Below are 23,505 nucleotides of genomic sequence, written 5' to 3'. Positions count from 1 at the left end.
CCATCAACGTCCCCCCGAAGGGTTCGGATGATTTCCTGCGCTCGACTTGCATGTATTAGGCACGCCGCCAGCGTTCGTCCTGAGCCAGGATCAAACTCTCCAAAGAATTTGATATAGCTCTTTAAAATGACGAAGCTTGCGCTTCATTCAAAAATTGTAAAACTTTTTTTGCCTCATCGTTCAGTTTTCAAAGTTCGTCTGCCGCTCTTAGCGACTAAATGATAATAACATTTATCTTTATTACGTGTCAACCACTTTGTTTACTTAGTTGTAAGCATCGCTGGCAACAGAGATAACTATAGCATCCCCTTCTATAACATGGCAAGCATTATTCTAAAAAAACTTTAAAAAGTTTTAAATCACCTTACTTCACTTTGTTTTGAGTTTGAAGAGGGTATTATTCCCTTTTACCGAATATACCTCATTACTCTACTTAAAGAAGGTGACTAATCGATGCTCCAACTGAAACCGAAGAAACGATCAAACCTGCGGATCTGGTCAGGGACACAGTATTATACATTAAAACGCCGGGTTCAATGGATGACGGACGGGAAGCGTTATACGACTCAACAAAACACTACACCGCTGCCTCACCTCGTCCATGAGCACCGCACTCCACTCTACCGAAGATTGAGAGACGTTGACCTTGAGATGCAACAAAATAAAGTCATCAATCTCAACATCGCCATCAAACAGTTGAACGGCATCATCGTCTCTCCGAATGAAGTGCTCTCGTATTGGAAAACAATCGGGCGACCCACAAAACGGAAAGGCTATGTGGACGGAATGATTTTGCATTACGGAAAGGTCACGACCGGAACCGGAGGCGGACTATGCCAATTATCCAACCTGATTTATTGGATCACGCTCCATAGCCCCCTAACAGTGACCGAGCGTTATCGCCACAGTTATGATGTCTTCCCCGATTCACGAAGAGATCAACCATTCGGGAGCGGTGCCACATGTTCCTACAATTATTTAGACCTTCAAATCACCAATCGGACGGCACAGACGTTTCAACTCCTTCTATATATAGAGGAGGATTATCTCGTAGGGCAATGGCGGTCCAATACTCCACCAGCTTTCCAATATAAGATATATGAAGAAAATCATCATTTCACGAGTGAATGGTGGGGCGGAACCGTTCGTCATAACCAAATATTCAGAAGCGTCCTCTCACAAGACGGCACGTTCATCCGCAATGAATTCATCACAGAAAACCATGCTTTAACCATGTACGACCCCTTCTTGCCAGAAAACACCGCATACAAAAAAGCCGACTCATAAACCGAGTCGGCTTCGTTTAATTAAGCGTGTGGCAAGAACATAAAATAAGCTAAGAAGATGACCAGCATCCCGTACATGATCGGGTGAATCTCTTTTGTCTTCCCTTTCGCAATCATCATGAGCGGATACAAGATGAACCCAAGCCCAATCCCCGTCGCAATCGACGACGTGAGTGGCATCATGATAATCGTTAAGAATGCCGGAACCGCGATTTCGATTTTTTTCCAATCGATATCAAGGAGAGCTGAAGCCATCAACACACCAACAATAATCAAGGCCGGTGCCGTGACCGGTGCCGTGACAACCGCTAAAAGTGGTGAGAAGAACAACGCCAACCCGAAGAACAAACCTGCGAATACAGCAGTCAACCCTGTACGACCACCAGCCGCAACCCCCGCCGAAGACTCCACGTATGAAGTAGCTGTCGATGTACCAAAAATCGCACCTGCAACCGTCGCAGTCGAATCAGCCATGAGCGCCTTACTCGCACGCGGCACTTTGTTTTCTTTCATGATCCCAGCTTGACGCGCCACCGCGACGAGCGTGCCGGCTGTATCGAAGAAGTCGATGAAGAAGAACGTCAAGATGACGATAAGCATTTGAAGTGTGAAGACATCACCAAAGTTAATGAACGCTTGACCGAACGTCGAAGACATGCTCGGCGGCATCGATACAACATCTGAAATTGCAGTCGGTGTCGGCACGAGACCAAAAATCATTCCCGCGATAGCTGTCAACAACATCCCAATGAAAATGCCACCTTTGACGTCTCGGGCCATTAGCAATGCACTTACAACAAGACCGAATACCGCAAGGAGCGTAGTTCCTGTTCCGAGCGAACCGAGACTAACAAGCGTCGCTTCGTTCGCAACGACAATTCCTGCATTTTTTAAGCCGATGAAGGCGATGAAGAAACCAATCCCTGCAGCAACCGCCATTTTAAGCGGAGCCGGAATCGCATTGACGACCGTTTCACGAATACCCGAGAGTGTCAAAGCAATAAAGAACAATCCTGAGACGAGCACTCCCGAGAGTGCCGTCTGCCAAGGGATGCCCATGCCGATGACGACACTGTAGGCGAAGAAGGCGTTAAGCCCCATGCCTGGCGCGATGGCAATCGGGTAGTTGGCGAACAGCCCCATTGTGACCGATCCAATCAGTGCGACGAGACCAGTTGCCACGAAAACGGCTCCCATGTCCATACCAGCAGCACCCAATACGTTCGGGTTGACGAATAAGATGTACGCCATCGCAAGGAATGTCGTAAATCCTGCGACGAGTTCGGTTTTCACGTTCGTTCCAAGTTCTTTTAACTGAAAGTGACGTTCAATCCGGCTTTCTGACGGTTGATGTTGCGGCTCTTGCTTGAGCTGTGTGCTCATTGGTTTTCCTCCTTGGCTCGCCGTAAAACGAGAAAAGGTCCCCGATCGATGACCGGAGACCCCACGCGAAACATATAGGGACATACGTCCCCAATCTATGTCTCGCCGTAGTGAAATCATTTAAGGTGATTTCGTAGAGACTCTCGGGCCATATTCCCGATATTATACGGCAAAATAATTTTTAATTGTTCGGATATGATAAGAACGTTTTTATCTTAACAACGTCAAAAGTGAATGTCAACACTAATAACGGATTTTAAATAAATATACAAGCTTAATGTTCGGTTTTTCCACATAAAAACAGAGGGGATTACTCCCCTCTGCCTTTTATTCCCACTCAATCGTTGCTGGTGGCTTCGATGTGATGTCGTACAGGACACGGTTGACGTGACTGACTTCATTGACGATACGAACCGAGATTTTCTCGAGTACGTCCCATGGAATACGGGCCCAATCTGAAGTCATCCCATCAATCGATGTGACAGCACGAACACCGACCGCATAGTCATACGTCCGCTCGTCACCCATGACGCCGACTGAACGAATTGGTGTAAGAACCGTGAAGTACTGCCAAATGTCACGTTCGAGACCGGCTTTCTTTACTTCTTCACGCAAAATCGCGTCTGATTCGCGCACGATTTCGAGTTTTTCTTCCGTGATTTCGCCGAGGACACGGATCCCAAGACCTGGACCTGGGAACGGTTGACGCCATACGATATAGTCTGGCAATCCGAGCTCAGTCCCGAGCTCACGTACTTCATCTTTGAAGAGTGTGTTGAGCGGCTCGATCAACGTGAAGTTCATATCTTCCGGAAGTCCACCGACGTTATGGTGCGACTTGATCGTTTGTGCCGTATCCGTCCCACTCTCGATGATATCCGTATAAAGTGTACCTTGGGCAAGGAAGTCCATGTCCACAAGTTTCGACGCTTCTTCGTCAAACACATAGATGAACTCGTTGCCGATGATTTTACGCTTTTGTTCCGGATCTGAGACGCCGGCGAGTTTCGCCATGAAACGATCACGCGCGTCAATCTTAATGACTTTCATGTTGAAGCCGTCCGCGAACGTCTTCATGACGCTGTCCGCTTCATTTTTACGAAGCAAGCCATGGTCGACGAACATACATGTCAACTGGTCACCGATCGCGCGATGAACGAGTGCCGCGACGACTGACGAGTCAACCCCGCCTGACAAGGCACAAAGAACTTGCTTGTCACCGACAATTTCACGAATCTTCTCGACTTCGATATCGATGAAGTTTTCCATCGACCATTCACCTTTGGCACCACACACTTCATAAATGAAATTCTTCAAAATGTCATTTCCGTACTCCGAGTGACGCACTTCAGGGTGGTACTGCACGCCATACATTTTGAGATCATCGTTTTTAATTGAAGCGACCGGACAAGACGGGTTCGTCCCATCAACGATAAATCCTGGTGGGGCTTCCATGACGAGGTCGCCATGACTCATCCAGACGGTATGTTCCACTGGGAGATCCTTGTAGAGCGCCGACGCTTCCGGTGTCGAGAACAGTGTCGCTTTCCCGTATTCGCGATGCGCGGCTCGTTCGACACGTCCACCGAAGTGATGCGTCATGAGCTGCATGCCGTAGCAGATCCCGAAAATTGGAATGCCAAGTTCGAAAATTTCTGGGTCACAGCGGTAAGCACCTTCCGCATAAACACTGTTCGGTCCTCCAGAGAAAATAATCCCGGCCGGAGCGAGTTCACGAATCTCAGCAGCAGTCATCTTGTGAGAATGAAGCTCACTATATACGCCAAGGTCACGCACACGACGTGTGATCAACTGGTTATACTGGCCTCCAAAATCGAGCACCAAAATCATCTCTTGTTCTACTTTCACAAAACCTCCACCTTTCTGCCTTCTTCTCAAAAAAAGAGCGAGCCTCTCCCACGGATTCACGAAACCGAAGAAGAAGCACGCCCTTTTCTGTGTATACGAAACGTGCTCCTTCATAGTCGGTCCATTTACGGTGGTCCGGTAGAGACTCTCGCGCCAATTCGCGAGTATATACGAAGGAATGCTGTTCAATTATCTAACTAATGCGTCTATCTTACTGTATGCACTCGCCCACTTCAACTCATAATTCGACGAATCATGATTTTCCAATATTCTTTATATTTAGAATTCGGAGTTTGATCGGCATAAATGCTTTGTTCGAACAGACGCGTCAATCGTGTCATTTCGGTCGATTCATAATAGGCATCCACTTCGGCAGCGAGCTCCGACGGCGTCCGCCCATCGACTTTGAAACCTGCGCCGCGAAGCCGTTTGACTAGATAACGATGCATGGCAACGAGCCGGTTCTCATTCAACGGACGACGCGTCCACCAAAGCGTCATGACGAGACGTTCGATTGCTTTTCGGTTCCATACGAGAACAGCGACCGTGAACACAATTAACATCCAACCCCAGACCGGCATATTCCAATTCTCTGTTGCCGCCTCTCCCGGCGTGACATCATCAAGTGCCAAATCTTCTTGCGGACGGTTCGTCGGCTCGTCATCTTGCGACGCCTGTGGATCGTTGGTCGCTGGATCTTCTGCATTCGCGTCGGCCTCCGTCTCGATTTGAAGCAAGTTGGCGTCAGAGAAACTGATGGTTGCCTCGAGCGGTACCCATCCTGCGCCTTCAATGAAATATTCGATCCATGAGTGGGCGTGGCGGTTTCGGACAGTGTACTCTTCTTCCCCTTGGATGACCCCACGCGCATCACCCATCGTAAAGCCTTTGACCCAACGCGTCGGTACCCCGCTCGCCCGGAGAAGGACAGCAGCCGAGGTCGAGAAGTTGTCGCAGTACCCGATTAATGTATCGAACAAAAATTGATCGACGTAATCCGTATCACCTTCCGGGACAGCCACATCTTCCGTATTGTATTGAAAATCTCCGGATTGGAAGTAGGCCTGGACCGCTTGGGCTTGATCATAAGGCGTTTCACTGTCGGCCGTGATGTCAGCCGACAAGTCTCGGACCCGATCTGGAAGCGAGTCCGGTAACTGTAAGTACGCCTGTCGCTCTTCTTCCGTCAATGTTGTCACCGATTCATTCAACGCCAGTTGCTCTTCCGTGAAGGAAGGGACGCTGTAGCGAAGTTGAATCGTCTGAGGCGTCGTTTGGCCATCGTTGTCGAACACGATTTTTCCAGACGGCCGGATATGAGTCGTCTCGTTCGGGAACGGCTCCTCGATATTCCCGACCCGGAATTCGGTTCCGTTTTCCGTTTCGGTCGCTTGTGGATACTCCCCGCCATACGGGACGAACGTTTGGCGCCGGTCAAAGCGGAGCAGCGCCTGTTCCGGTGTCGTATCCACAGCTTGGTCGACGAGCTGCCCGCGATTATAATCCGAGTCAAGGACCGGGGACTCGACCCAGCCCTTCCCGGTATAAATCTCTTTTGCTTCGATACGCCAATAGCGTGCCGGTACACCACGGGCGATGAAGACGATGCCGTCATCTTGCTCAAACGGCCCACCAAGTTGTTCATCGTTCACCCCATAACCGACACGACCGCTGCCTGATCCTTCATCGTTCACCGCGTTTTGGAAGCTCGTCGTCAACCGATCGGACCAGTCTCCTTCAATCGTCGGCGATACGCTCGCGAGCGCCAAGACGACTGACGCGAGGAGCGCGATGCTGACATAGCGCACGAGCGACTTGCTCGGTCGCTTCGCTAGGTCGGTGACGAAGAGTAATAGGAGCGATGCTAAAATCGCGAATAAAATCTTGCCTTCCCCGTCATAAAGCGTCCACGTGTCAAAATACGCCATCAGTCCTAGCGTCGAGACGATCATCCCGAGGACGAAGCCATAGCTCGGATATGTTCGTCCGACCAAAATGGCGAATAAGACACCGATGAGCGCCATCGCTGAGAAGAAAATCGCTTCCTCCGGTAAAGCCCCGCTCAGTACCCCACTTAAATCTTCTAACCAGAGGCCGAACCAATCGAGGATACTCCCGTGGTACACGTACAAGACGATAAAGAAGTTGACAACGACTACGCCAATAAAGCCATACCAAGGCAACAAACTCGCAAACATCGGCACAATAAGCAAGAACAAGAACGGCCAGTTGACGTCGAACGTCGTGCTTCCGACAATCGGCTCGACCCAAAATGACAATAAGTAGGCGGCAAGCGCCGTATAGACAATCCGTTTCACCCACATCGTCATGTCGTCACCTCGTTCGCCGTATACAGGTGATAGCTTCCTTGCGTCTCGTTCATCATCTCACGCACCCATTTCGTCTCGAGCGGGCTAATCAAAATCAAGTTCCCCACCTCTTGCGGCAGGTTGCGTTTCACTCGTTCGACGAGGCGCCCTTCCGGTTCCGGAGTTGCCGTCAGCAAGTAATGGCCGACCTCGGCGCTTTGGTCCGGCAAATGGAACAGACGAACCTGCTCTTCGATGACGTACAGTTCGAACGGCAGGTTTTTCCGTTCGAGCTGTCGGATCGCACCGACGAGGAGCGACAAGGAGCGCTCGAACGCTTCTTCATGGCCTGCCGTTGTCGACGGGACAAAGACGAGCGACAGTTTCTTCTCTTGCTCTTGGTCGAACGTTTTTGTCATCAAGTTGCCTCGACGAGCCGATGCCTTCCAATCAATCCGACCGATGCGGTCACCGGCCGCATATTCCCGGACACCGCTCGTCGTATTCGCGACCTCGGTATACGTTCGCGTACGACGATACTGTTCCCCACGCCCTCCGACTTGCTCGTCACGCGGCAAGTCGAACGGAAGTTCCGCCGGGGACACTTCAACGACCGTCTCGAGTCGCAACGTGCGTTTGCGATCAAAAAGACCGAACACGTCACGCACGTGAAGGACCGTCCGATCAAATACATGAATGCCTCGGTGAATCTGCTCAATCTCATAATGAACCGTCTCTGTCCGCCGAAAGAAGCGGTCGACCGGAGTAATGATGACGTTCGTCGACGTTGCGAGACGCGGCGGCGGCGTCTCTTCTAATGTGACGATCCCGACGAGAAACGGGTACTTGCGCTCCACTTGCAGTTGTACGTCCATCGTCTGTCCCGAGACGAGTCGTTTTGTCGTGACCCGACGCGAGACGTTGGCCGCCGTGACCGGATAAATCATAAAGATGGTCCAGTACGCAGCCAAGACAAAAAATGACCACCACAGCGTCGAGGCGACAATACTTCCTTCAATCCGGGCAAATGCGTAAAGACCGAATGCCGCCGCCCAAACAAGGAACAGCTTCATCCAATTTTTCATACTTCTTTGACCTCACGATCCATCGGTACTGGCAACGAGTCGAGCCAGCCTTTGACGAGTTGTTCGGCCGTCTTTCCTTTATAACGCGCTTCTGCCGTCAGCAAGATGCGATGACCGAGCACACTGCCGGCGAGCGCCTTCACATCATCCGGCAAAACGAAATCACGATTATGGATATACGCCCACGCTTGCGATGCCTTCATCAAGGCGAGAGTCGCACGCGGGCTGCCTCCGAGATACGTATTCGGGTCGTTGCGCGATTCATGAATCAAGCGCACGATATACTGTTTGACAGCACTCGAGACGTGCACTTCACGCACTTCCCGTTGCATCTGCTCGACTTCGTGTTTCGTGATCACGCTTTGTAGCGCCTCGAGCGGTTCCGCCTTTTCGAAGCGGGTCAACAGGGAAATTTCTTCATTGAACGATGGATAGCCCATCTCGATTTTAAGCAGGAAGCGGTCGAGTTGGGCTTCCGGGAGCGGATATGTCCCTTCATGCTCAATCGGGTTTTGCGTCGCCATAACGAAGAACGGGGACGGTAAAATCTTCACTTCCCCGTCGACCGTCACGCTGCGCTCCGCCATCGCCTCAAGAAGCGCTGACTGTGTTTTCGGAGAAGTCCGGTTGATCTCATCAGCCAAAACGATGTTTCCCATCAATGGTCCCGGGCGGTATTCGAACTCTTTCGTTTTTTGGTTGTACATCGAAATCCCCGTCAAATCGGACGGCAACATGTCCGGTGTGAACTGGACACGTTTGAAATCCAAATCGATGGCGCGACTGAACGTACGAACGAGCATCGTTTTCCCGACACCCGGAACATCTTCTAACAAGACGTGACCTCCGGCAAGCAAAGCAGTCAAACTTTTTGCGATGACATCTTCTTTCCCGACGATCACCGTCTCAATGGCATTGATGATCGATTGAATGGCTGGACGATAGGACATAGCCGACTCCCCTTTTTTTCTCTAATCGCTGACGCGTTCGAAAATTGAATGTTCTGATTTTATTGTGACATATTCAAGCGCTCGTGTGAAAGAAAACCATCACGCCAATCGGTTTTCCATTCTTTACCCGAAAAAAGGCGCCTTGTCTCTGATTTGAGCAGGCGCCATTGCATTTATTTCGGTCGTTCGATTTCAAAAGTATCCCCGAGTGTCGCATAAAAATTACCGGCGAGGCGACTGACCGGCGCCAGTTGCTCCGCATCGATGCGGCCGGCCTGATAGAGCGTCGGATCGATGTGAAAACGGACGACGCGGGCAATCAATAAATCGGCGGTCACCATGCCATCATGTTCGATGGGAACGTGATGATGAAGTTTACACTCCATCCGAATTTTGGCTTCTTTCACCCCGGGCGTTTCAATGACGTCACTCGACACGAGTGTGAATGTCGTCCGCTCGAGTTCACTTTCCTCGGGTCCGAGATTGGCGGCTGTCTCGTTCACGAGAGCCACGTTCGTCTCGTCCACGATATGGATGACGAGTTCTTCGGTCGCGACCGCATTACGGGCCGTGTCTTTCATGACACCATTTTTCCGTTGAATCGATACGGACAGGAGCGGTGGTTCAGAAGCCACGATGTTGAAATAACTGAACGGCGCGGCGTTGACCGTCTCGCCGTTACGGGTCGTGACAAATGCGATCGGGCGCGGAACGACACTCCCAATCAAAAATTTATAAGCGTCCCGTTCGGTTAAAGCTGAGGGTTCAATCGATAGCATGCGGTAGCACTCCTTTAGATTCGACTATAGGTTCAAATTATCTCGTTCACGACGACTGTGTCAAACTTAAACATATCGGAATGTGTAGGATGATAAAATACGGGGTATATCGGTCTAGATATGACATTTAAACAGAGAATCCTTGATGATACATCACGTGAGCAGTTCGGTGTTCATCTGATTTTTCTTTTTGTATATTTCGGTTATGACAATTGAATTGGAGTTGGTTTTTAGTTAAGGAAGGAAGTAGAGCGTATTATGGGCAAGTGGATTGAACAATTGAACAGTCGTCAAATACTCGGCATCCTCTATGGAGTCTGTATCGTCAGTCTCTTTTTAACGGCAATCGGGGCTTGGTTCGTTCGAGATGATAACGTCTCACCGAACGAGCTCTTGACGTTGCGTTGGATTTGGATGATCGGGTTAGTCATGTTTATCACTGCTATTTTATTGATCGGGCGTCCTTTGATTAAACGAATGGTTGGACAAAACGAGAAGATGCATACGAAGCAACAAGAGATGCAATCGGTGCTCGAAGCTTCGAAACAAAATGAGACAAAATTAAAGTATCGGAACGAACTGATTGAAGTACTCGCTTCAAAAGAATCGTTATCAGATTACTCGGCTGTCATCGAAAAAATCGTCTGGCTGACCGAGGCTGAGTTCGGCGCGGTCCTTTTGATCAAAGACGATGAAATCACATCTGTCGTCCCGAAAGGTATGACGACAGAACAACAAGAAGATTTGAAAGTACAGTCGCTATTATTAAAGCGCGTCATGATTTCGAAATCGCTGGAGGCGACTTCAAAGAAAGTAACTGACCAGATTCATGGTTATCCGTATTACATCCATGAGACGGTCATTCCAGTGAAAGACCCATCAGACGGCACAATGATCGGTTGCTTGTACTTGGCATGCTATGACGAGCCGTTCGATGCGAGTGAGACTTCGGAACTGAATGCGTTTGCGAATCAGTTAGCCATCTCACTATTACGGACACGGCTGTATCGCCAAATGCAACAAGACCGAAAAGAGACGGCACAACTGATCAACTCAGTGCGCGAAGCCATCCTCTACTTCAATTACGAAGAGGATACGATTGTCGGGAATCGTGCCTTTATCCGCATGTTCGACGAGCTCCAATTCGAATACGCGGGCTATGAGGAATTGTCAGCCGTGTCGATTGATATCGAACAGTTCGCCGAACGGGTCGATCAACAAGACCTCTTTATCAGTTACATCGAACGTGTCTTCGAACAAGACCCGCCGGAAGATGGGTTGTCGATTTCATTGGATCAAGGCGATTGCTTCCTCCAAGTATACGCCGAGAGCATCTACCGGGATGGAAAGATTCATGGCACGATGCTCGTCTTGCGCGATGTGACGGCCGAGACGGAAATTGACCGGATGAAGTCGGAACTTGTCTCGACAGTGTCTCACGAATTACGAACGCCGTTGTCTTCCATTTACGGGTTCACGGAATTGATGCTTGAGCGTGATTTGAAAGAAAGCAGGCGTGAACTTTATTTGAAAACGATTCATGACGAAGCGAAGCGTCTATCCTATTTGGTCAACGATTTCCTCGATTTGCAGAAGATGGAGGCTGGAAAGCAGACGTTTGAATGGGAAACGGTCGACCTTCTTGACCTAGCACGTGACAGCATCAACTTTTATCAAGAGACGACCAGCTCGCATCATTTACACCTGGATGCCGATGTCGGACAAGACTTCAAAATCGAAGCTGACTTAGAAGGGATGCGACAGTTGCTCGGCAACTTGCTCAGCAATGCCATCAAGTATTCTCCAGATGGCGGCAACGTCCTTGTTTCATTGGAACGACTAGATGATCAAGTCGTCATAAAAGTTCGGGACAACGGGATGGGGATTCCTGCGTCTGCCTTGCCGAACTTGTTCGGAAAGTTTTATCGCGTCGACAACTCGGACCGCCGCAAAATCGGCGGTACGGGCCTTGGACTCGCGATTTGTAAAGAGATTGCGAAAGCGCACGACGGACATCTGCACGTTGAATCCATTTACGGCGAAGGCAGCACCTTCATCTGTGAGCTCCCGACGTCAAAAGAGGCGATTCATCAATGAGCGCGGCCGGATTCATTCCGGTCGTGTTTTTTATACTATTGCTACTCTTTTTTTGCAGGAATGTTTTGGAATAATCTAGAAAAAGAGCAACACCGAGAAACTGAGGGTACGTCACTGCACCCTTTCCATTATTCTCGCAGGTAAAGTTTAAAAAAAGAGCTATACTAGTAAGGGAGAGACAGACAAGATTGGAGGTCATGGAGTTGGATCATCGCGACCCACCGTTTTCAGAAGTAGGCGACTTTAAACAATGGGGACGTTTTGATATAAACGTGCCACTGCAGGGCGGGCAAGCTGAACTTCAGACTGCCGTGTCGATTGTAAGAAATCATATTCCGTTGCGATTGGGTGGATTTTATATCATCGCCAGTGAAGATGGGATTTTGACGAGCGGTTCACACGAGGCCAATTTACAAAAGCACATCATTCACTTGCTCCAACAAGTGCAAATGGGTCATGTGGAAAATAAGGCATTGATGAACGAGCCAATTTGGACGGTTCATTATTTCACCACTCCATAAATGAAAAGAGACGATTCGGGCGTCTCTTTTTTTTGCGTAAAAAAACGCCTCAGGAGGCGTTAATCGGCTTGTGATATAATATCGATGTATTTTTCATAATATTCAGTAGCCAATTTATACTTACCATTACTTCGAAGTTCTCTGGCTAACCATAAAGAGTACTTTTGCATATACACATAATCATTATGCATCTCAAAATAGCGAACTGCTTCTTTAAGTGATTGAATCAACTTCAGTTTATCTGGGACTTGATAACAATTATTATAAATTTCAAAGTGGTGATCAAACTCCTCTAATCCAGTGCGGTCACCTTTTATTTCGTACCCTTTAGCTAACCAGTTTAGTATTTCTTCTATATTGTTATAATTTGAATATCCTTCAATTAACGAGACGACACTATATAACTTACTCTTTACTTCTACCTTATAATCAAAGCTTTGCATAAAGTACTCAAGAGCTGTTTCTTGATCGCCTAAAGAAGAATAGATCTCACCCATATTATTGTAAAGCATCCCGTAATAATTGTTCAGACTCGTCGCACTAATGACCTTTACCGCTCTGTGATAATGTGCCAAAGCTTCCGTAAAGCGCCTTCGGCGTTTAAAAGCTAACCCAATAATGATATGACATTCAACAATTCTCTCTAGGAAAAAATGCTCTTGAAAATAGTCGAGCGCAAATTTCACATTCTCGACTGCTTGAAGATAATCTGTAAATTTGTAATACATTCCACCCATGATATATCTCATATCTGCCATTTCCCACATAGGTAGATTTGAATTCGGAAGTTGTTCAGTCAACTCTTCAAGTAAATCTAATGATTTCTCCTTCTCATTTTGGTTAATTAACCGAATGCTTTTTATCAAAGTGTATCTCAGTTTGTCTTCTCGACTTAATTGGTCTTCAATCCAACCGATTTCAGTAAAGTATTCCCCTTTGCCATCCGGCATTATCTCAAACCTTGCTAACGCCATTAGTAAGGTGATATAAAGTTCCTTTGATTGATTAACCACCGGGTTGTTCAAATATTTATTAATCTCAATTCGCTTATCCTGATCTTTTCTTGTTAACACTGCATCTTTTAAGATTCCTTTGATTTCGGCCCGTACTTTCTCAACTTGTTCGCTAAAGTCATAATAGAGAGGTACTTCAATTCCAAGCCTCTTAAAAATCATCTCTAGTACTTCTTCACTAGCAGACGTTTGATTATTCTCGATTTTACTCAAATAAGATATTGAACAAATACCTCTAGCTAAGACCGACTGCTTCATATTCCTACGCATTCTCTCAATTTTTATAAGGTTTCCGTAGTTGTATTCCATCCTAAGCAATAGCCCCTTCGCCCTAATTATTAGCGTTTTTTGAAATAAATATAATCTAAAAACACACATAGAAGGAAATTCTTCTCCAAAAACCGAAATTTTTGTTGTTTTCTTGCTATCATTTTCCCAACCTATAGCAGTCCGTTAGACTATTCAATCATGATAAAATTTAACCAGTAAATAAAAATATTTATGTTTCTTTAGGTAAAATGATTCACTTGAAACCTAATAAAGGATTCATATTTTCGGAGGTGACTACATCAGATGGGAAAATTAAATTTTTTACTCGCGGAAGATTACATTAAACCTAAAATTTATTTCCAATCTAAGCAAGCCCCACTGTTTGATGTGTCTTATTCTTATGCTGATCGCAAACAGTTCGAAGGGCTAGAGCATCTGACCCGATTATTGCGTTCTCCTAAAGGCTTTATACTCAACGCTTTTCAGATTGACTACTATCAAACTTTGCCACAATTGATTACAAGAACACTTAAAGAAAATCGGTCATATAAAAAACTATACATTCTCGGACCTGAACTGTCTCTCTCTATTCTAAAACGCAGTTCAAAAACCGTCTATGAGAAACACTTCCAAGAATTTGGTTATATAAATGTAGAACTTGATTTCCAAGGAGTCCTTCGGCAATGTCTAGCTTTATTACAGGAAGGACATATTCTGTACATCCTTCCTGAAGCTTCTATTTGTTGGCGCCCAGAGCATTTGCAATCTTTAGAGCACACACTTAGCCCACTATGTAGTACATTGCTTAGCCAAGAAGCTAACGTCCCAATTTTATCGTCTTCTACTAAAGAAGGGTCTGATAAAGTCATCTTGCATGAACCGAATATGCCACAGCAATATATTGGCGATTTAGAATCTCGTATTTACCAACAATCAGAATCGGTATATAATTTACTAGAATCTCCAGTTTCTGACTACTAAGTACCATTACACTAGGGATTGCAGCTTTCAATACAACACTACATCGATGGAGGGATTCGCAATGAAGAAGATTACAGGACTATTATTCATCGCAGCAGCAGTATTACTATTGGGTAGCTCAATTAAACCGATGGGAGAAGACTTACCACGTCTGACGAAATTTGATGCCCCAATTCAAACGTTTGGTGAAGATCTCCCGCGTTTGACAAAGTTTGAGCCAATAATTAAACCACTCGGTGAAGATCTCCCCCGTTTGACAAAAATCGAGTCCACAATCAAGCCACTAGGTGAAGATTTACCACGCCTTACTTGATTATTAAAAAGAGACGCCTTTCGCGCGTCTCTTTTTTACTATATAAAACTTTGAAAAGATCCACGTTGAAATAAAGTCAAACAATTTACATATTAACCTCCATTTTTTTCTTGTTTCCTTATATAATAACGAAGACATGATCATCATTTCATTTCACATTACCCATTAAAGGAGCGGATCTTGATTGAACCTATCGAAACCGTCTTGGAATCTTAAACTGCTACTTAGCTCGTCTCTCGTTTTAGGGGGAATGGTTGTCGCTCCATCTGATTTGACATCAAAATATTTCGACACAAGTCAAGTTGAAGCTGCCTCTACTTATACAACTACTGCCAATTTGAACTTACGTAAGAGTGCATCCACATCTGCCACAGTGCTCGTGACCATCCCTAGTGGTAAAGCCATCACTTATCTCGGCACATATGGATCTTGGTTCAAAGTCAGTTACGGCGGCAAGACTGGATATGTTTCATCTCAATACGTAAAAGTTTCAACGACTAGCACCGTAACTACGACTTCTTCAAAAAAATACACTACGACTGTTAATTTGAATCTACGTAAGAGCGCGTCTACATCCGCTACCGTGCTCGTGACCATCCCAAGCGGTAAAGCCGTCACGTATCTCGGTACGTATGGCTCTTGGTACAAAGTTAGCTATGGTGGCAAGACTGGCTATGTTTCGTCTCAATACATAAAAGTTTCGACGACAAGCACTACGACAACAAGTCCTACAAAAACTTACATGACTACGGCCAACTTGAACTTACGTAAGAGCGCCTCCACATCCGCTACCGTGCTCGTGACCATCCCAAGTGGCAAGGCTGTGACTTATTTGGGCGCTTACGGTACATGGTTCAAGGTCAGCTATGGTGGCAAGACTGGATATGTTTCTGCCCAGTATGTAAAGGTCTCAACGACGACAACACCGACGACGTCCACGGGCACGGGCCGAACGATTGTGATTGATCCCGGACACGGTGGAAATGATCCTGGGGCCGTCTACGGCTCATCTTACGAAAAAGTAATTGCATTCGATATTGCCGCACGACTCGCGAGCACGCTTTCGAGTACATACGGTTATAACGCCCGGATGACACGAACGAACGATGTCTACTTGTCGCTCGCACAACGCGTCGAATTGACAAAGTCCTATAAAGGCAGCGCCTTTGTCAGCATCCATGCCAATTCCTCTACAAATACGTCTTATCACGGTCATGAGGTACTCGTACCGACCGGAGAAAGCTATACGACGAACCCATACATCTCGGCTAGCCGAAGTTTAGGTACGGCCATCAACCGTGAACTCGGTGTTCGCATCCCGACGATCCGTAACCGTGGCGTGAAATATCAAAACGTTTACGTTGTCGGAAAGAACAGCGTCCCTGCGACACTCGTCGAATATGGCTTCATCAGCAACTCGAACGACCGCTCGCATTTGACGAGCACGACATACCGGCAACGGATGGCAGACGCCACCGCTTCTGGGATTCATCAATTCATGAGCACTTATAAATAAGTGAGAGACCTGACCGCATTTGCGATCAGGTCTCTTTTTCCGTGGCCGTGCAGCGCCAGATTTTATGTGGTGCGCCCGGGCCCCAATAATGCTCAATCGTCATCAAAGGCGGTCCAAGTCGCTTTTCCCAATAGGTTTGAGACGTCGGAAAGCCGGCATCTAAGTAAAACGCTGTCTGTCCGTTCGCTGACAATTGTCGTTTCACCTGTTCAATTAGAAAGTGACCGACCCCTTGACGCTGGTACGTAGGTGACACATACATGCAACCGACTTCTGGCGTGTTCGGTTCGACGTCCACGTGGGCGGTGATAATATCGTTTGGAGGTAAAATCGCCGCTGTCCCCACGATGACGCCGTCTTGTACGACAACGAAAATTTGAACGGTCTCGTCCTCGAAACTATCTTGAACGGTCGTGTTCAATCGCTCAACTTCTTCATCCAACAGGTCGGCGTCCTCGAACTGTTCTCGGCGAATCAAATCACTCAGACTCTCCATAAACAACCGTTGGAGCGGTTGGACGTCTTCGCGTGCAAGCGGGCGAAAATTCAAAGTCTCCACTTCCTTTTAGTCCTGTATTGTACGTTCTAGTCTTTACCCGCGTCCCGGTTGGGTGTAACGTTCGCTTGATGTGACCCTTCGACCGCTTCGAGTTGCTCAAGATGATCATAACCGAGATGGCCGTGCGTCTGCCAGATGAGGATGATCGTAGTCGTGACGAGCAACAGCGTCAAGTGCAGAAAACCGATTGGAAACGCATCCGGCTCACTCAACGGAATGAGCGTGAACGAAACGTTGAATATCGTATGGAGCAGAAATACGGCCCATAAGTTCATTGTCGTGACGTTATACAGCCACGAAATGATGAATGTGAATGCGAGAAGTGCCGTGCCATACGCCCAAAATGGGATCAATGCTTGCCCTGTCCCTACCATGAAAAAGAGCGGAATATGCCAAACCGCCCAAATGACGCCGACAGCTAGACTTGCTTTGACCGGTGTCACCTTCAGTTGAAACGCATCGAGCAAATAGCCGCGCCACCCATACTCTTGTTGAATCGTCCCACCGAGGAACAGCATATAGATGAACGTCGGGACAACGAGCCATGGACGTGTGAACAACGATGCCCCATCGGCTTCGGACCACCAATAGGCAATCAAAAAGAGGAATGGAAGGAACAAGAGCCCGAAGGCATAGTATCTTCCAGCCATCCGCCACTCGAATCCGCGCTTCCATAACGTCATAACTCCTGACCACCCGTTCTCCCGGAGCGCCATGTAACTACCGGCCAGACTCGGACCGAACGCGCCAATCACTACGATTGACTGGATTGGTAACCGAGTCCACATATACAGTCCCCACCACGTCAGCCACGAAAATCCGAACGCGATGAGAAGAAATAAGATGATTTCTTTTTTTGTCGGAATCAACGGTTCCCCCTCCTTCTACACGTAGTTTACCCGCTTTTGGAATGACTTCCCTATTTCACCCGAAAAATATTTTCAACACGTGAAGCAAAATGATAGGTGGGCTTTTGTTTTGCGGGGTATAATTAGAATTACTATAAAATATGATTGTTAGCGAGGTACATATGGAATCAGTAGTCGAACACTCGATGAGTCATAATATTTTTCTCGTGATTCTGTCTTATATCATCGCCACGGTGTCCGCGTACGCCGCCATCGAACTGGCACGGCGTGTCAATTCAGCGAACCGAGCTGTCCAAAACGTGTGGATTTTGGCCGGAGGGGCGACGCTCGGTCTTGGAATCTGGTCGATGCATTTCATCGCCATGCTCGCGCATGAGGTGTTGCGTCCTGCCTCGTATTCGGTCTCGCTCGTCTTGTTGTCCGTCATCATCGCCATGGCCGGGTGCATAATCGGCTTCTTGATTGTCTCGCGTCGTACGACCCGTCCCGCTTTGATCGGCGCAGGGGTGATCATGGGCGGTAGTATCGCGAGCATGCATTATGTCGGTATGGCTGCCTTGCAAGGCGTGGTTACTTCGTATAACCCGTGGCTAGCGGCACTATCGATTCTGATTGCGGTTGCCGCTTCGCTCGTCGCCCTATGGATCGGCTTCTTCTCGAAGTATGCCAAACAAAACATCGATCTTGAATTGAAAGTATTCTTCTCGTTGTTGATGGGCGTCGCTATCTTTGGCATGCACTTCGTCGGGATGCTGGCCGCATCATTCACATTCATCGAGACAGACGGAACTTTCGCCAATGCGATTGAACCATCTTTACTCGCATGGCTCGTCACGGCAATCACGGTTCTCTTATTCGCAATCTTCTTTCTGTCGCTCACGCTCGATCGTCATCTTCGAAAACAAGAATTCATTCAAGCGACGATCCTCGATTCGACAACGGATGCTGTCGTCACGACGACAAAAGATGGAATGATCCAATATGCGAACACGGCGTTTTATCGCTTGTTCGATGAAGTCGAGGAACACGCCTTCTTCCAAGACTATCATCCGTCGCTCACGATCAATCAACCGTTTTACGAACCACGACGCGTGGACATCGAAGACCGGACGATCGAAGTGACGAGCTATCCGCTCAAAGGCGAAACGATGGACCAAATGCTTTGGTTCTTGCGTGATGTCTCGGAGGCGATCGCCTCACAGCGTCTCGTCGAACATATGGCGTATCATGACACGCTCACCGACTTGCCGAACCGTCACAAACTCGAACGTATTCTCGCCGAACATATTCAAATCGAAGACCCGGTCGCTTGTCTGTATATCGACGTCGATCGTTGGCGTTTCTTGAGCGATATGCTCGGACATCACGGCTCGGATGAACTGACGATGCAAATCGCCGAGCGTCTACGAATAACGATTCACCCGGACGACATCTTAACACGCGTCGGTTCATCTGAATTCATCATCTTGTTGTTCGATAAGCGGAGCACGCTCGCCAAACAAAAAGCCGAGAAGTGCATCAAAGCGATCTCGCAACCGTTCGATATCGACGGCACGACCATCGAACTGACGATGAGTGCCGGAATCAGCCATTATCCGAAAGACACGACGTCGGCCGAGGAGCTCGTTCAGTACGCCCGTCTCGCCGTCCACGAGTCGAAACAGACCGGAAAGAATCAGATTAAAGAGTTCGAAGATGAGTCGAAACATCAAATCCTTCGTACCGTTGAAATCGAAAAGGCGCTCACGCACGCGCTCGACCGGAATGAGTTTTCACTCGTCTACCAACCGAAAGTGTCATTGACACAAAACCGGCTCGAAGGCGTCGAGGCGCTCTTGCGTTGGAACAACCGTGAACTCGGTCACGTGCCGCCGAACGACTTCATTCACATCGCCGAAAACACTGGGTTAATCCATCCGATTGGGAACTGGGTCATGCGCGAGTCGTGCCGGGCATGGGTACGCTGGAAAAAATCTGGCGTGAAACCGTTCATGCTCTCGGTCAACGTCTCACCGCTCCAGTTCGCCCGTGAAGACTTCGTCGAGTCGCTCCAGGCCATCTTGGAGGAGACCGGGATGGACCCGATGTTCCTTGAACTTGAAGTGACGGAGTCGTCGATGTTGTCCTATGAAGCATCGACAAGAGAGAAATTCACCCAGCTCCAGCAGTTCGGGATTTTAATCTCACTCGATGACTTCGGGACCGGCTACTCGTCGTTCCGTCAATTACGGGAGCTTCCCGTCCAAGTGCTAAAGATCGACCAGTCGTTTATCGTCAACTTGTTCACGGACCGGAACCAGGAAGCGATTGTCCGCTCGATGATCCAACTCGGCCACAACTTGAATATGAAAGTGCTCATGGAAGGTGTCGAGACGTCAGATCAGCTCGAATGGTTGCTCAATGAACAGTGCGACTACGTCCAAGGTTATTATTTCAGCCATCCGCTTCGCGAGAAGGACGTCGTGAAGCATATCAAATCCGTCACGACGTATATCGAATTCGGAAAGACACGTGCTTGATGAGACTGCAACCCTGCGTTGCAGTCTTTTTTATATACCAAAAATCTCCCATGCCGCTCGGGCACAGGAGATTCGATTTACGAGACTTGTGCTTTTTCTTGTTCGCGAATCAGGTGGTATTGTTCGAGGATCAACTTCGTCAGCGTATCGTCCTCATGCAATTGCAAGTACTTTTCCACCGTCGACACGATGCCATCTTCTTCGATAGACACATAAAGTTCAGAAGATTCCGAATCCTCAGGGTTGTAATAGGTCAAGGCAGCCGCGATTCCGTAGGCGAGTTCATTCGGTTCGATGCCGTTATCGATGAGCTCACGGGCCGGTTTGACGAGCCGGTCACTCGGTCCAAGTTTACGGATTGGTGAGCGGGCGACGCGTGAGACCTCATCTTTCAACTTTGGATTTTCGAACCGCTTGATGATCTTTTGAATGTATTGGCTATGTTCTTTCGCCTCGAACCCGTACTTTTCAAGAAGGAGCCACCCCGTCTCATACAAAGCACCTTGCACGACTTGACGGACACGACGGTCTTTCAGCGCCTCGTCAATCGTTTCTTTCCCGAACAAGGAACCGATGTAAGAGGCAATGGCGTGACCGGTGTTGACCGTGAACAATTTCCGTTCGATGTATGGCCCAATCTCGTCGACCCACGTCACACCTTGAAGCGGGGGCCGCTCGGCCAATCCTTTCGTCTCGATGACCCATTCGTAGAACGTTTCGACTTCGACGAACAACGGGTCGGCATGTTGCTGTAACGGGACGATCCGATCGACGGCCGCGTTCGGGAACGAGACGTTCGCTGTCCCGACGCCACCTAACGACTCGATTGCTTGGTGGAGCGATGCGCTACCGCCAATCATATTTTCGCAAGCGATCACATAAACCGGGGCCTCCGTTTCACGATCACGTAGCCCTGCACTGATGAGTGGTGCGACTTTCGGCAGCAGTGTCGGTCCGACCGCAGTCGTAACGAGATCAGCCTCCGCGATGAGGGCGATGACACGCTCCGGGTCGGTCAAGCTGTTGACGCCGCGGACCCGGTCGACGACGATATTGCCGACGCCTTCTTCGGCGAATCCGACTTCATAGAACCGTTTGTCTTCTAGTGCCTGGATGACAGTATCGTTAATATCGACGAACGTGACCTCGTAGCCACTCTGGTTGAGCAACAACCCGATAAACCCACGTCCGATATTCCCTGCCCCAAAATGTACGGCTTTCATGACGCCACCTCTTCCATGAATAGCGACAAAATCTCTTCTTTCGTCTTCGCCTGGACAAGGCGCTCGACGTTATCCTCATCTGAGCAGATGACCGCGATTTGGGACAGGAGTTCCAAATGTTCGTCATCCACCCCAGCAATCCCGATGACGAGTTTCGCCGTCTGGCCACCGAAGTCGACGCCTTCCGGCACTTGGAGGATAGAAATCCCCGTCTTTTGAACGGCGGATTTCGCTTCCTCGGTCCCGTGCGGAATCGCGACGTGGTTCCCGATATAAACACTCGATAGCGCTTGACGTTCGTGCATCGCTTGGACGTAAGCCGGTGAGACGCAACCGGCTGTTTCTAACACCTCACCGGCTGCATCGATCGCTTCGGCCGACGTGTGGAATGATTGGTTGAGTCGAATCATCTCTGTCTGAATGAATGGCATTTTAGTTCCTCCTATACCTAAAACCTTGTCTCTGTCTGCTGTGTTATGAGATTTTGCTGCGCTCTGCTTTAATTTCTTCGATCAATTGATCGTAATAGTCTGCGTTCAAGAAGTTCGTGACCGAACGATGAATCGCATCCGGCACTTGTGCTTCGGCCCGGTCCGTCAAATCCTCATGGGTGATGACGAATTGGGCGTCTTTCGGCAATTGGCTGATTGACGTGTTCGTCACTTTGATTGGCAAATTCGCCTTGTTCACTTTATTGCGAAGTACCGAGGCGCCCATCGCGCTCGAACCCATACCGGCGTCACAAGCAAAGATGATGTGATCGACTTTGTCGAGACGGTCGTGAACGAGAGCTGACGCATACGACTGTTTGCCTTTCATCGCGCTAACGTTTTGCGTCGCTTCTTCAAGTGATACTTCTTCTGCCGCACTTGATTTCAAGATGACGCTCGCCACGGCGAACGTGACCGCTGCCGACAAGAGGATTCCTGTCACAAGTCCGAGGTACGAACCGCGTGACGCCATCGCGAGAATCGCGAAGATACTACCTGGTGACGCTGGTGCGACGAGGCCGACATCGAACAAGACGAATGTGAAGACGCCTGTTGCGCCCCCTGCGATCATCGCCAAAATCAAAACTGGTTTCATCAAGACGTATGGGAAGTAAATTTCGTGAATCCCACCGAGGAAGTGGATGATGGCCGCCCCTGGTGCCGTCCGTTTGGCCGCACCTTTCGCGAACACCATGTAAGCGAGCAGTAAACCAAGACCTGGTCCCGGGTTTGCTTCAAGTAAGAACAAGACCGATTTTCCGGCGTCCGCCACTTGGTCGACACCGAGCGGGCTTAAAATCCCGTGGTTGATAGCGTTGTTCAAGAACAAGATTTTTGCAGGCTCGATGAACAAACTTGCGATCGGCAACAATTTTGCGCCGACAATCCAGTCGACACCGGCTGCCATGACTTTATCGAGGCCGCTCATGATTGGACCGAACACCTCGAAGCCACCGATCATGAGAAGACCACCGATGATACCGACCGAGAAGTTGTTGACGAGCATTTCGAATCCAGCTTTGACTTTGCCTTCGATGAGACGGTCAAACTGTTTAATGACATATCCACCGAGCGGACCCATGATCATCGCGCCGAGGAACATCGGAATGTCCGTCCCGACGATGACACCCATCGTGGCGAGTACCCCGACGACTCCGCCTCGTACGTCATGAATCAACTTACCGCCGGTGAACCCGATCAAAAGCGGTAACAGATACGTGATCGTCGGACCGACGAGTTCTGCTAATTTTTCATTCGGCCACCAGCCTGTTGGAATGAAGAGGGCGGTGATAATCCCCCAAGCAATAAAGGCGCCGATGTTTGGCATGACCATTCCGCTCAGGAAACTCCCGAACCGTTGTACTTTGACTCGAACCCCGCCCGAGCCAGCTTGCGCATTCGCCATGTATAAAACCTCCAGTCGATTATTGTGAAAGGTAGATTGTTGTCGTGTAGCTAACCGGTTTGTGCTC

General features: G+C 48.6%; 19 protein-coding genes, 1 rRNA gene, 1 pseudogene and 2 riboswitches. Of the genes and pseudogenes, 8 read left to right on the top strand and 13 right to left on the bottom strand.

Features of this window, described 5'->3' with window-relative positions; translation table 11 throughout:
* Positions 1–106: ribosomal RNA gene (locus tag EVJ34_RS14215) — 16S ribosomal RNA — on the bottom strand; the annotation flags it as partial.
* Positions 107–453: 347 nt separating this feature from the next.
* Between EVJ34_RS14215 and EVJ34_RS14210 the strand changes: the two genes are divergently transcribed.
* A complete protein-coding gene (locus EVJ34_RS14210) occupies positions 454–1,287 on the top strand; it encodes a VanW family protein (RefSeq protein ID WP_131436971.1) in 834 nt (277 codons plus the stop codon).
* A gap of 20 nt (positions 1,288–1,307) precedes the next feature.
* Here the strand turns inward: EVJ34_RS14210 and EVJ34_RS14205 are convergent, their stop codons facing one another.
* The 6 genes from EVJ34_RS14205 to EVJ34_RS14180 form a co-directional block, all read right to left on the bottom strand.
* On the bottom strand, positions 1,308–2,669 hold the full coding sequence (locus tag EVJ34_RS14205; protein ID WP_131486050.1) for an NCS2 family permease: 1,362 nt from the start codon (positions 2,667–2,669) through the stop codon (positions 1,308–1,310).
* An 88-nt stretch (positions 2,670–2,757) separates the two neighbouring features.
* Positions 2,758–2,859: riboswitch (purine riboswitch) on the bottom strand.
* Positions 2,860–2,996: 137 nt separating this feature from the next.
* Positions 2,997–4,520 (bottom strand): glutamine-hydrolyzing GMP synthase, encoded by a 1,524-nt coding sequence (gene guaA, locus EVJ34_RS14200; protein WP_131436984.1) that lies wholly within the window; start codon positions 4,518–4,520, stop codon positions 2,997–2,999.
* A 111-nt stretch (positions 4,521–4,631) separates the two neighbouring features.
* Positions 4,632–4,732: riboswitch (purine riboswitch) on the bottom strand.
* 39 nt (positions 4,733–4,771) lie between these two features.
* A complete protein-coding gene (locus EVJ34_RS14195; RefSeq protein ID WP_131486049.1) occupies positions 4,772–6,868 on the bottom strand; it encodes a transglutaminase domain-containing protein in 2,097 nt (698 codons plus the stop codon).
* Entirely contained in the window at positions 6,865–7,932 is a 1,068-nt protein-coding gene (locus EVJ34_RS14190; protein ID WP_131436965.1) for a DUF58 domain-containing protein, read from the bottom strand. The genes EVJ34_RS14195 and EVJ34_RS14190 overlap by 4 nt, the downstream gene beginning before the upstream one ends.
* Positions 7,929–8,882, bottom strand: coding sequence for an AAA family ATPase (locus EVJ34_RS14185; protein WP_131486048.1), 954 nt, complete (start codon positions 8,880–8,882; stop codon positions 7,929–7,931). Before EVJ34_RS14185 ends, EVJ34_RS14190 begins: the two co-directional genes overlap by 4 nt.
* A 173-nt stretch (positions 8,883–9,055) precedes the next feature.
* On the bottom strand, positions 9,056–9,661 hold the full coding sequence (locus EVJ34_RS14180; protein ID WP_131486047.1) for a flavin reductase family protein: 606 nt from the start codon (positions 9,659–9,661) through the stop codon (positions 9,056–9,058).
* Between the two features lie 258 nt (positions 9,662–9,919).
* Between EVJ34_RS14180 and EVJ34_RS14175 the strand changes: the two genes are divergently transcribed.
* Positions 9,920–11,758, top strand: coding sequence for an ATP-binding protein (locus EVJ34_RS14175; RefSeq protein WP_236634602.1), 1,839 nt, complete (start codon positions 9,920–9,922; stop codon positions 11,756–11,758).
* Positions 11,759–11,961: 203 nt separating this feature from the next.
* On the top strand, positions 11,962–12,279 hold the full coding sequence (locus EVJ34_RS14170) for a hypothetical protein (protein WP_131436957.1): 318 nt from the start codon (positions 11,962–11,964) through the stop codon (positions 12,277–12,279).
* Between the two features lie 59 nt (positions 12,280–12,338).
* On the opposite strand, the gene EVJ34_RS14165 is transcribed toward EVJ34_RS14170, so the two are convergent.
* Complete coding sequence (locus EVJ34_RS14165) at positions 12,339–13,601, bottom strand: helix-turn-helix domain-containing protein (protein WP_131486046.1); 1,263 nt, start codon at positions 13,599–13,601, stop codon at positions 12,339–12,341.
* A 264-nt stretch (positions 13,602–13,865) separates the two neighbouring features.
* Here EVJ34_RS14165 and EVJ34_RS14160 point away from each other — a divergent pair, with 264 nt between their 5' ends.
* The 4 genes and pseudogenes from EVJ34_RS14160 (at position 13,866) to EVJ34_RS15915 (ending at position 16,372) form a co-directional block, all read left to right on the top strand.
* Positions 13,866–14,543, top strand: coding sequence for a hypothetical protein (locus tag EVJ34_RS14160; protein ID WP_131486045.1), 678 nt, complete (start codon positions 13,866–13,868; stop codon positions 14,541–14,543).
* 61 nt (positions 14,544–14,604) lie between these two features.
* Positions 14,605–14,856: a hypothetical protein gene (locus tag EVJ34_RS14155; protein ID WP_131486044.1), complete on the top strand. Its 252-nt coding sequence runs from the start codon at positions 14,605–14,607 to the stop codon at positions 14,854–14,856.
* A gap of 250 nt (positions 14,857–15,106) precedes the next feature.
* Positions 15,107–15,541, top strand: a pseudogene (locus EVJ34_RS15920) (SH3 domain-containing protein); the annotation flags it as partial.
* Positions 15,542–15,613: 72 nt separating this feature from the next.
* Entirely contained in the window at positions 15,614–16,372 is a 759-nt protein-coding gene (locus EVJ34_RS15915; RefSeq protein ID WP_236636722.1) for an N-acetylmuramoyl-L-alanine amidase, read from the top strand.
* Positions 16,373–16,397: 25 nt separating this feature from the next.
* Here EVJ34_RS15915 and EVJ34_RS14145 read toward each other — a convergent pair whose 3' ends face one another.
* Entirely contained in the window at positions 16,398–16,922 is a 525-nt protein-coding gene (locus tag EVJ34_RS14145; protein WP_131436947.1) for a GNAT family N-acetyltransferase, read from the bottom strand.
* A 35-nt stretch (positions 16,923–16,957) separates the two neighbouring features.
* Positions 16,958–17,800 carry a CPBP family intramembrane glutamic endopeptidase gene (locus EVJ34_RS14140; protein WP_131486042.1) on the bottom strand — a complete coding sequence of 281 codons (843 nt, stop codon included), beginning with the start codon at positions 17,798–17,800 and terminating at the stop codon, positions 16,958–16,960.
* Between the two features lie 161 nt (positions 17,801–17,961).
* On the opposite strand from EVJ34_RS14140, the gene EVJ34_RS14135 reads away from it, so the two are divergent.
* Positions 17,962–20,319 (top strand): bifunctional diguanylate cyclase/phosphodiesterase, encoded by a 2,358-nt coding sequence (locus tag EVJ34_RS14135; RefSeq protein WP_236636720.1) that lies wholly within the window; start codon positions 17,962–17,964, stop codon positions 20,317–20,319.
* A gap of 77 nt (positions 20,320–20,396) precedes the next feature.
* Here the strand turns inward: EVJ34_RS14135 and EVJ34_RS14130 are convergent, their stop codons facing one another.
* The 3 genes from EVJ34_RS14130 to EVJ34_RS14120 are packed head-to-tail and all read right to left on the bottom strand — an operon-like array spanning position 20,397 to position 23,438.
* Complete coding sequence (locus EVJ34_RS14130) at positions 20,397–21,542, bottom strand: mannitol-1-phosphate 5-dehydrogenase (RefSeq protein WP_131486041.1); 1,146 nt, start codon at positions 21,540–21,542, stop codon at positions 20,397–20,399.
* On the bottom strand, positions 21,539–21,973 hold the full coding sequence (locus EVJ34_RS14125; RefSeq protein ID WP_131486040.1) for a PTS mannitol transporter subunit IIA: 435 nt from the start codon (positions 21,971–21,973) through the stop codon (positions 21,539–21,541). The genes EVJ34_RS14130 and EVJ34_RS14125 overlap by 4 nt, the downstream gene beginning before the upstream one ends.
* A gap of 43 nt (positions 21,974–22,016) precedes the next feature.
* Positions 22,017–23,438: a PTS mannitol transporter subunit IIBC gene (locus tag EVJ34_RS14120; RefSeq protein WP_131486039.1), complete on the bottom strand. Its 1,422-nt coding sequence runs from the start codon at positions 23,436–23,438 to the stop codon at positions 22,017–22,019.
* Positions 23,439–23,505: the final 67 nt, after the last annotated feature.

The sequence above is a fragment of the Exiguobacterium sp. SL-9 genome, from assembly GCF_004336985.1.
GTDB lineage: Bacteria > Bacillota > Bacilli > Exiguobacteriales > Exiguobacteriaceae > Exiguobacterium.
Note: the sequence above shows the minus strand (reverse complement) of the source record. Positions and strands in the feature narration are given on the sequence as shown.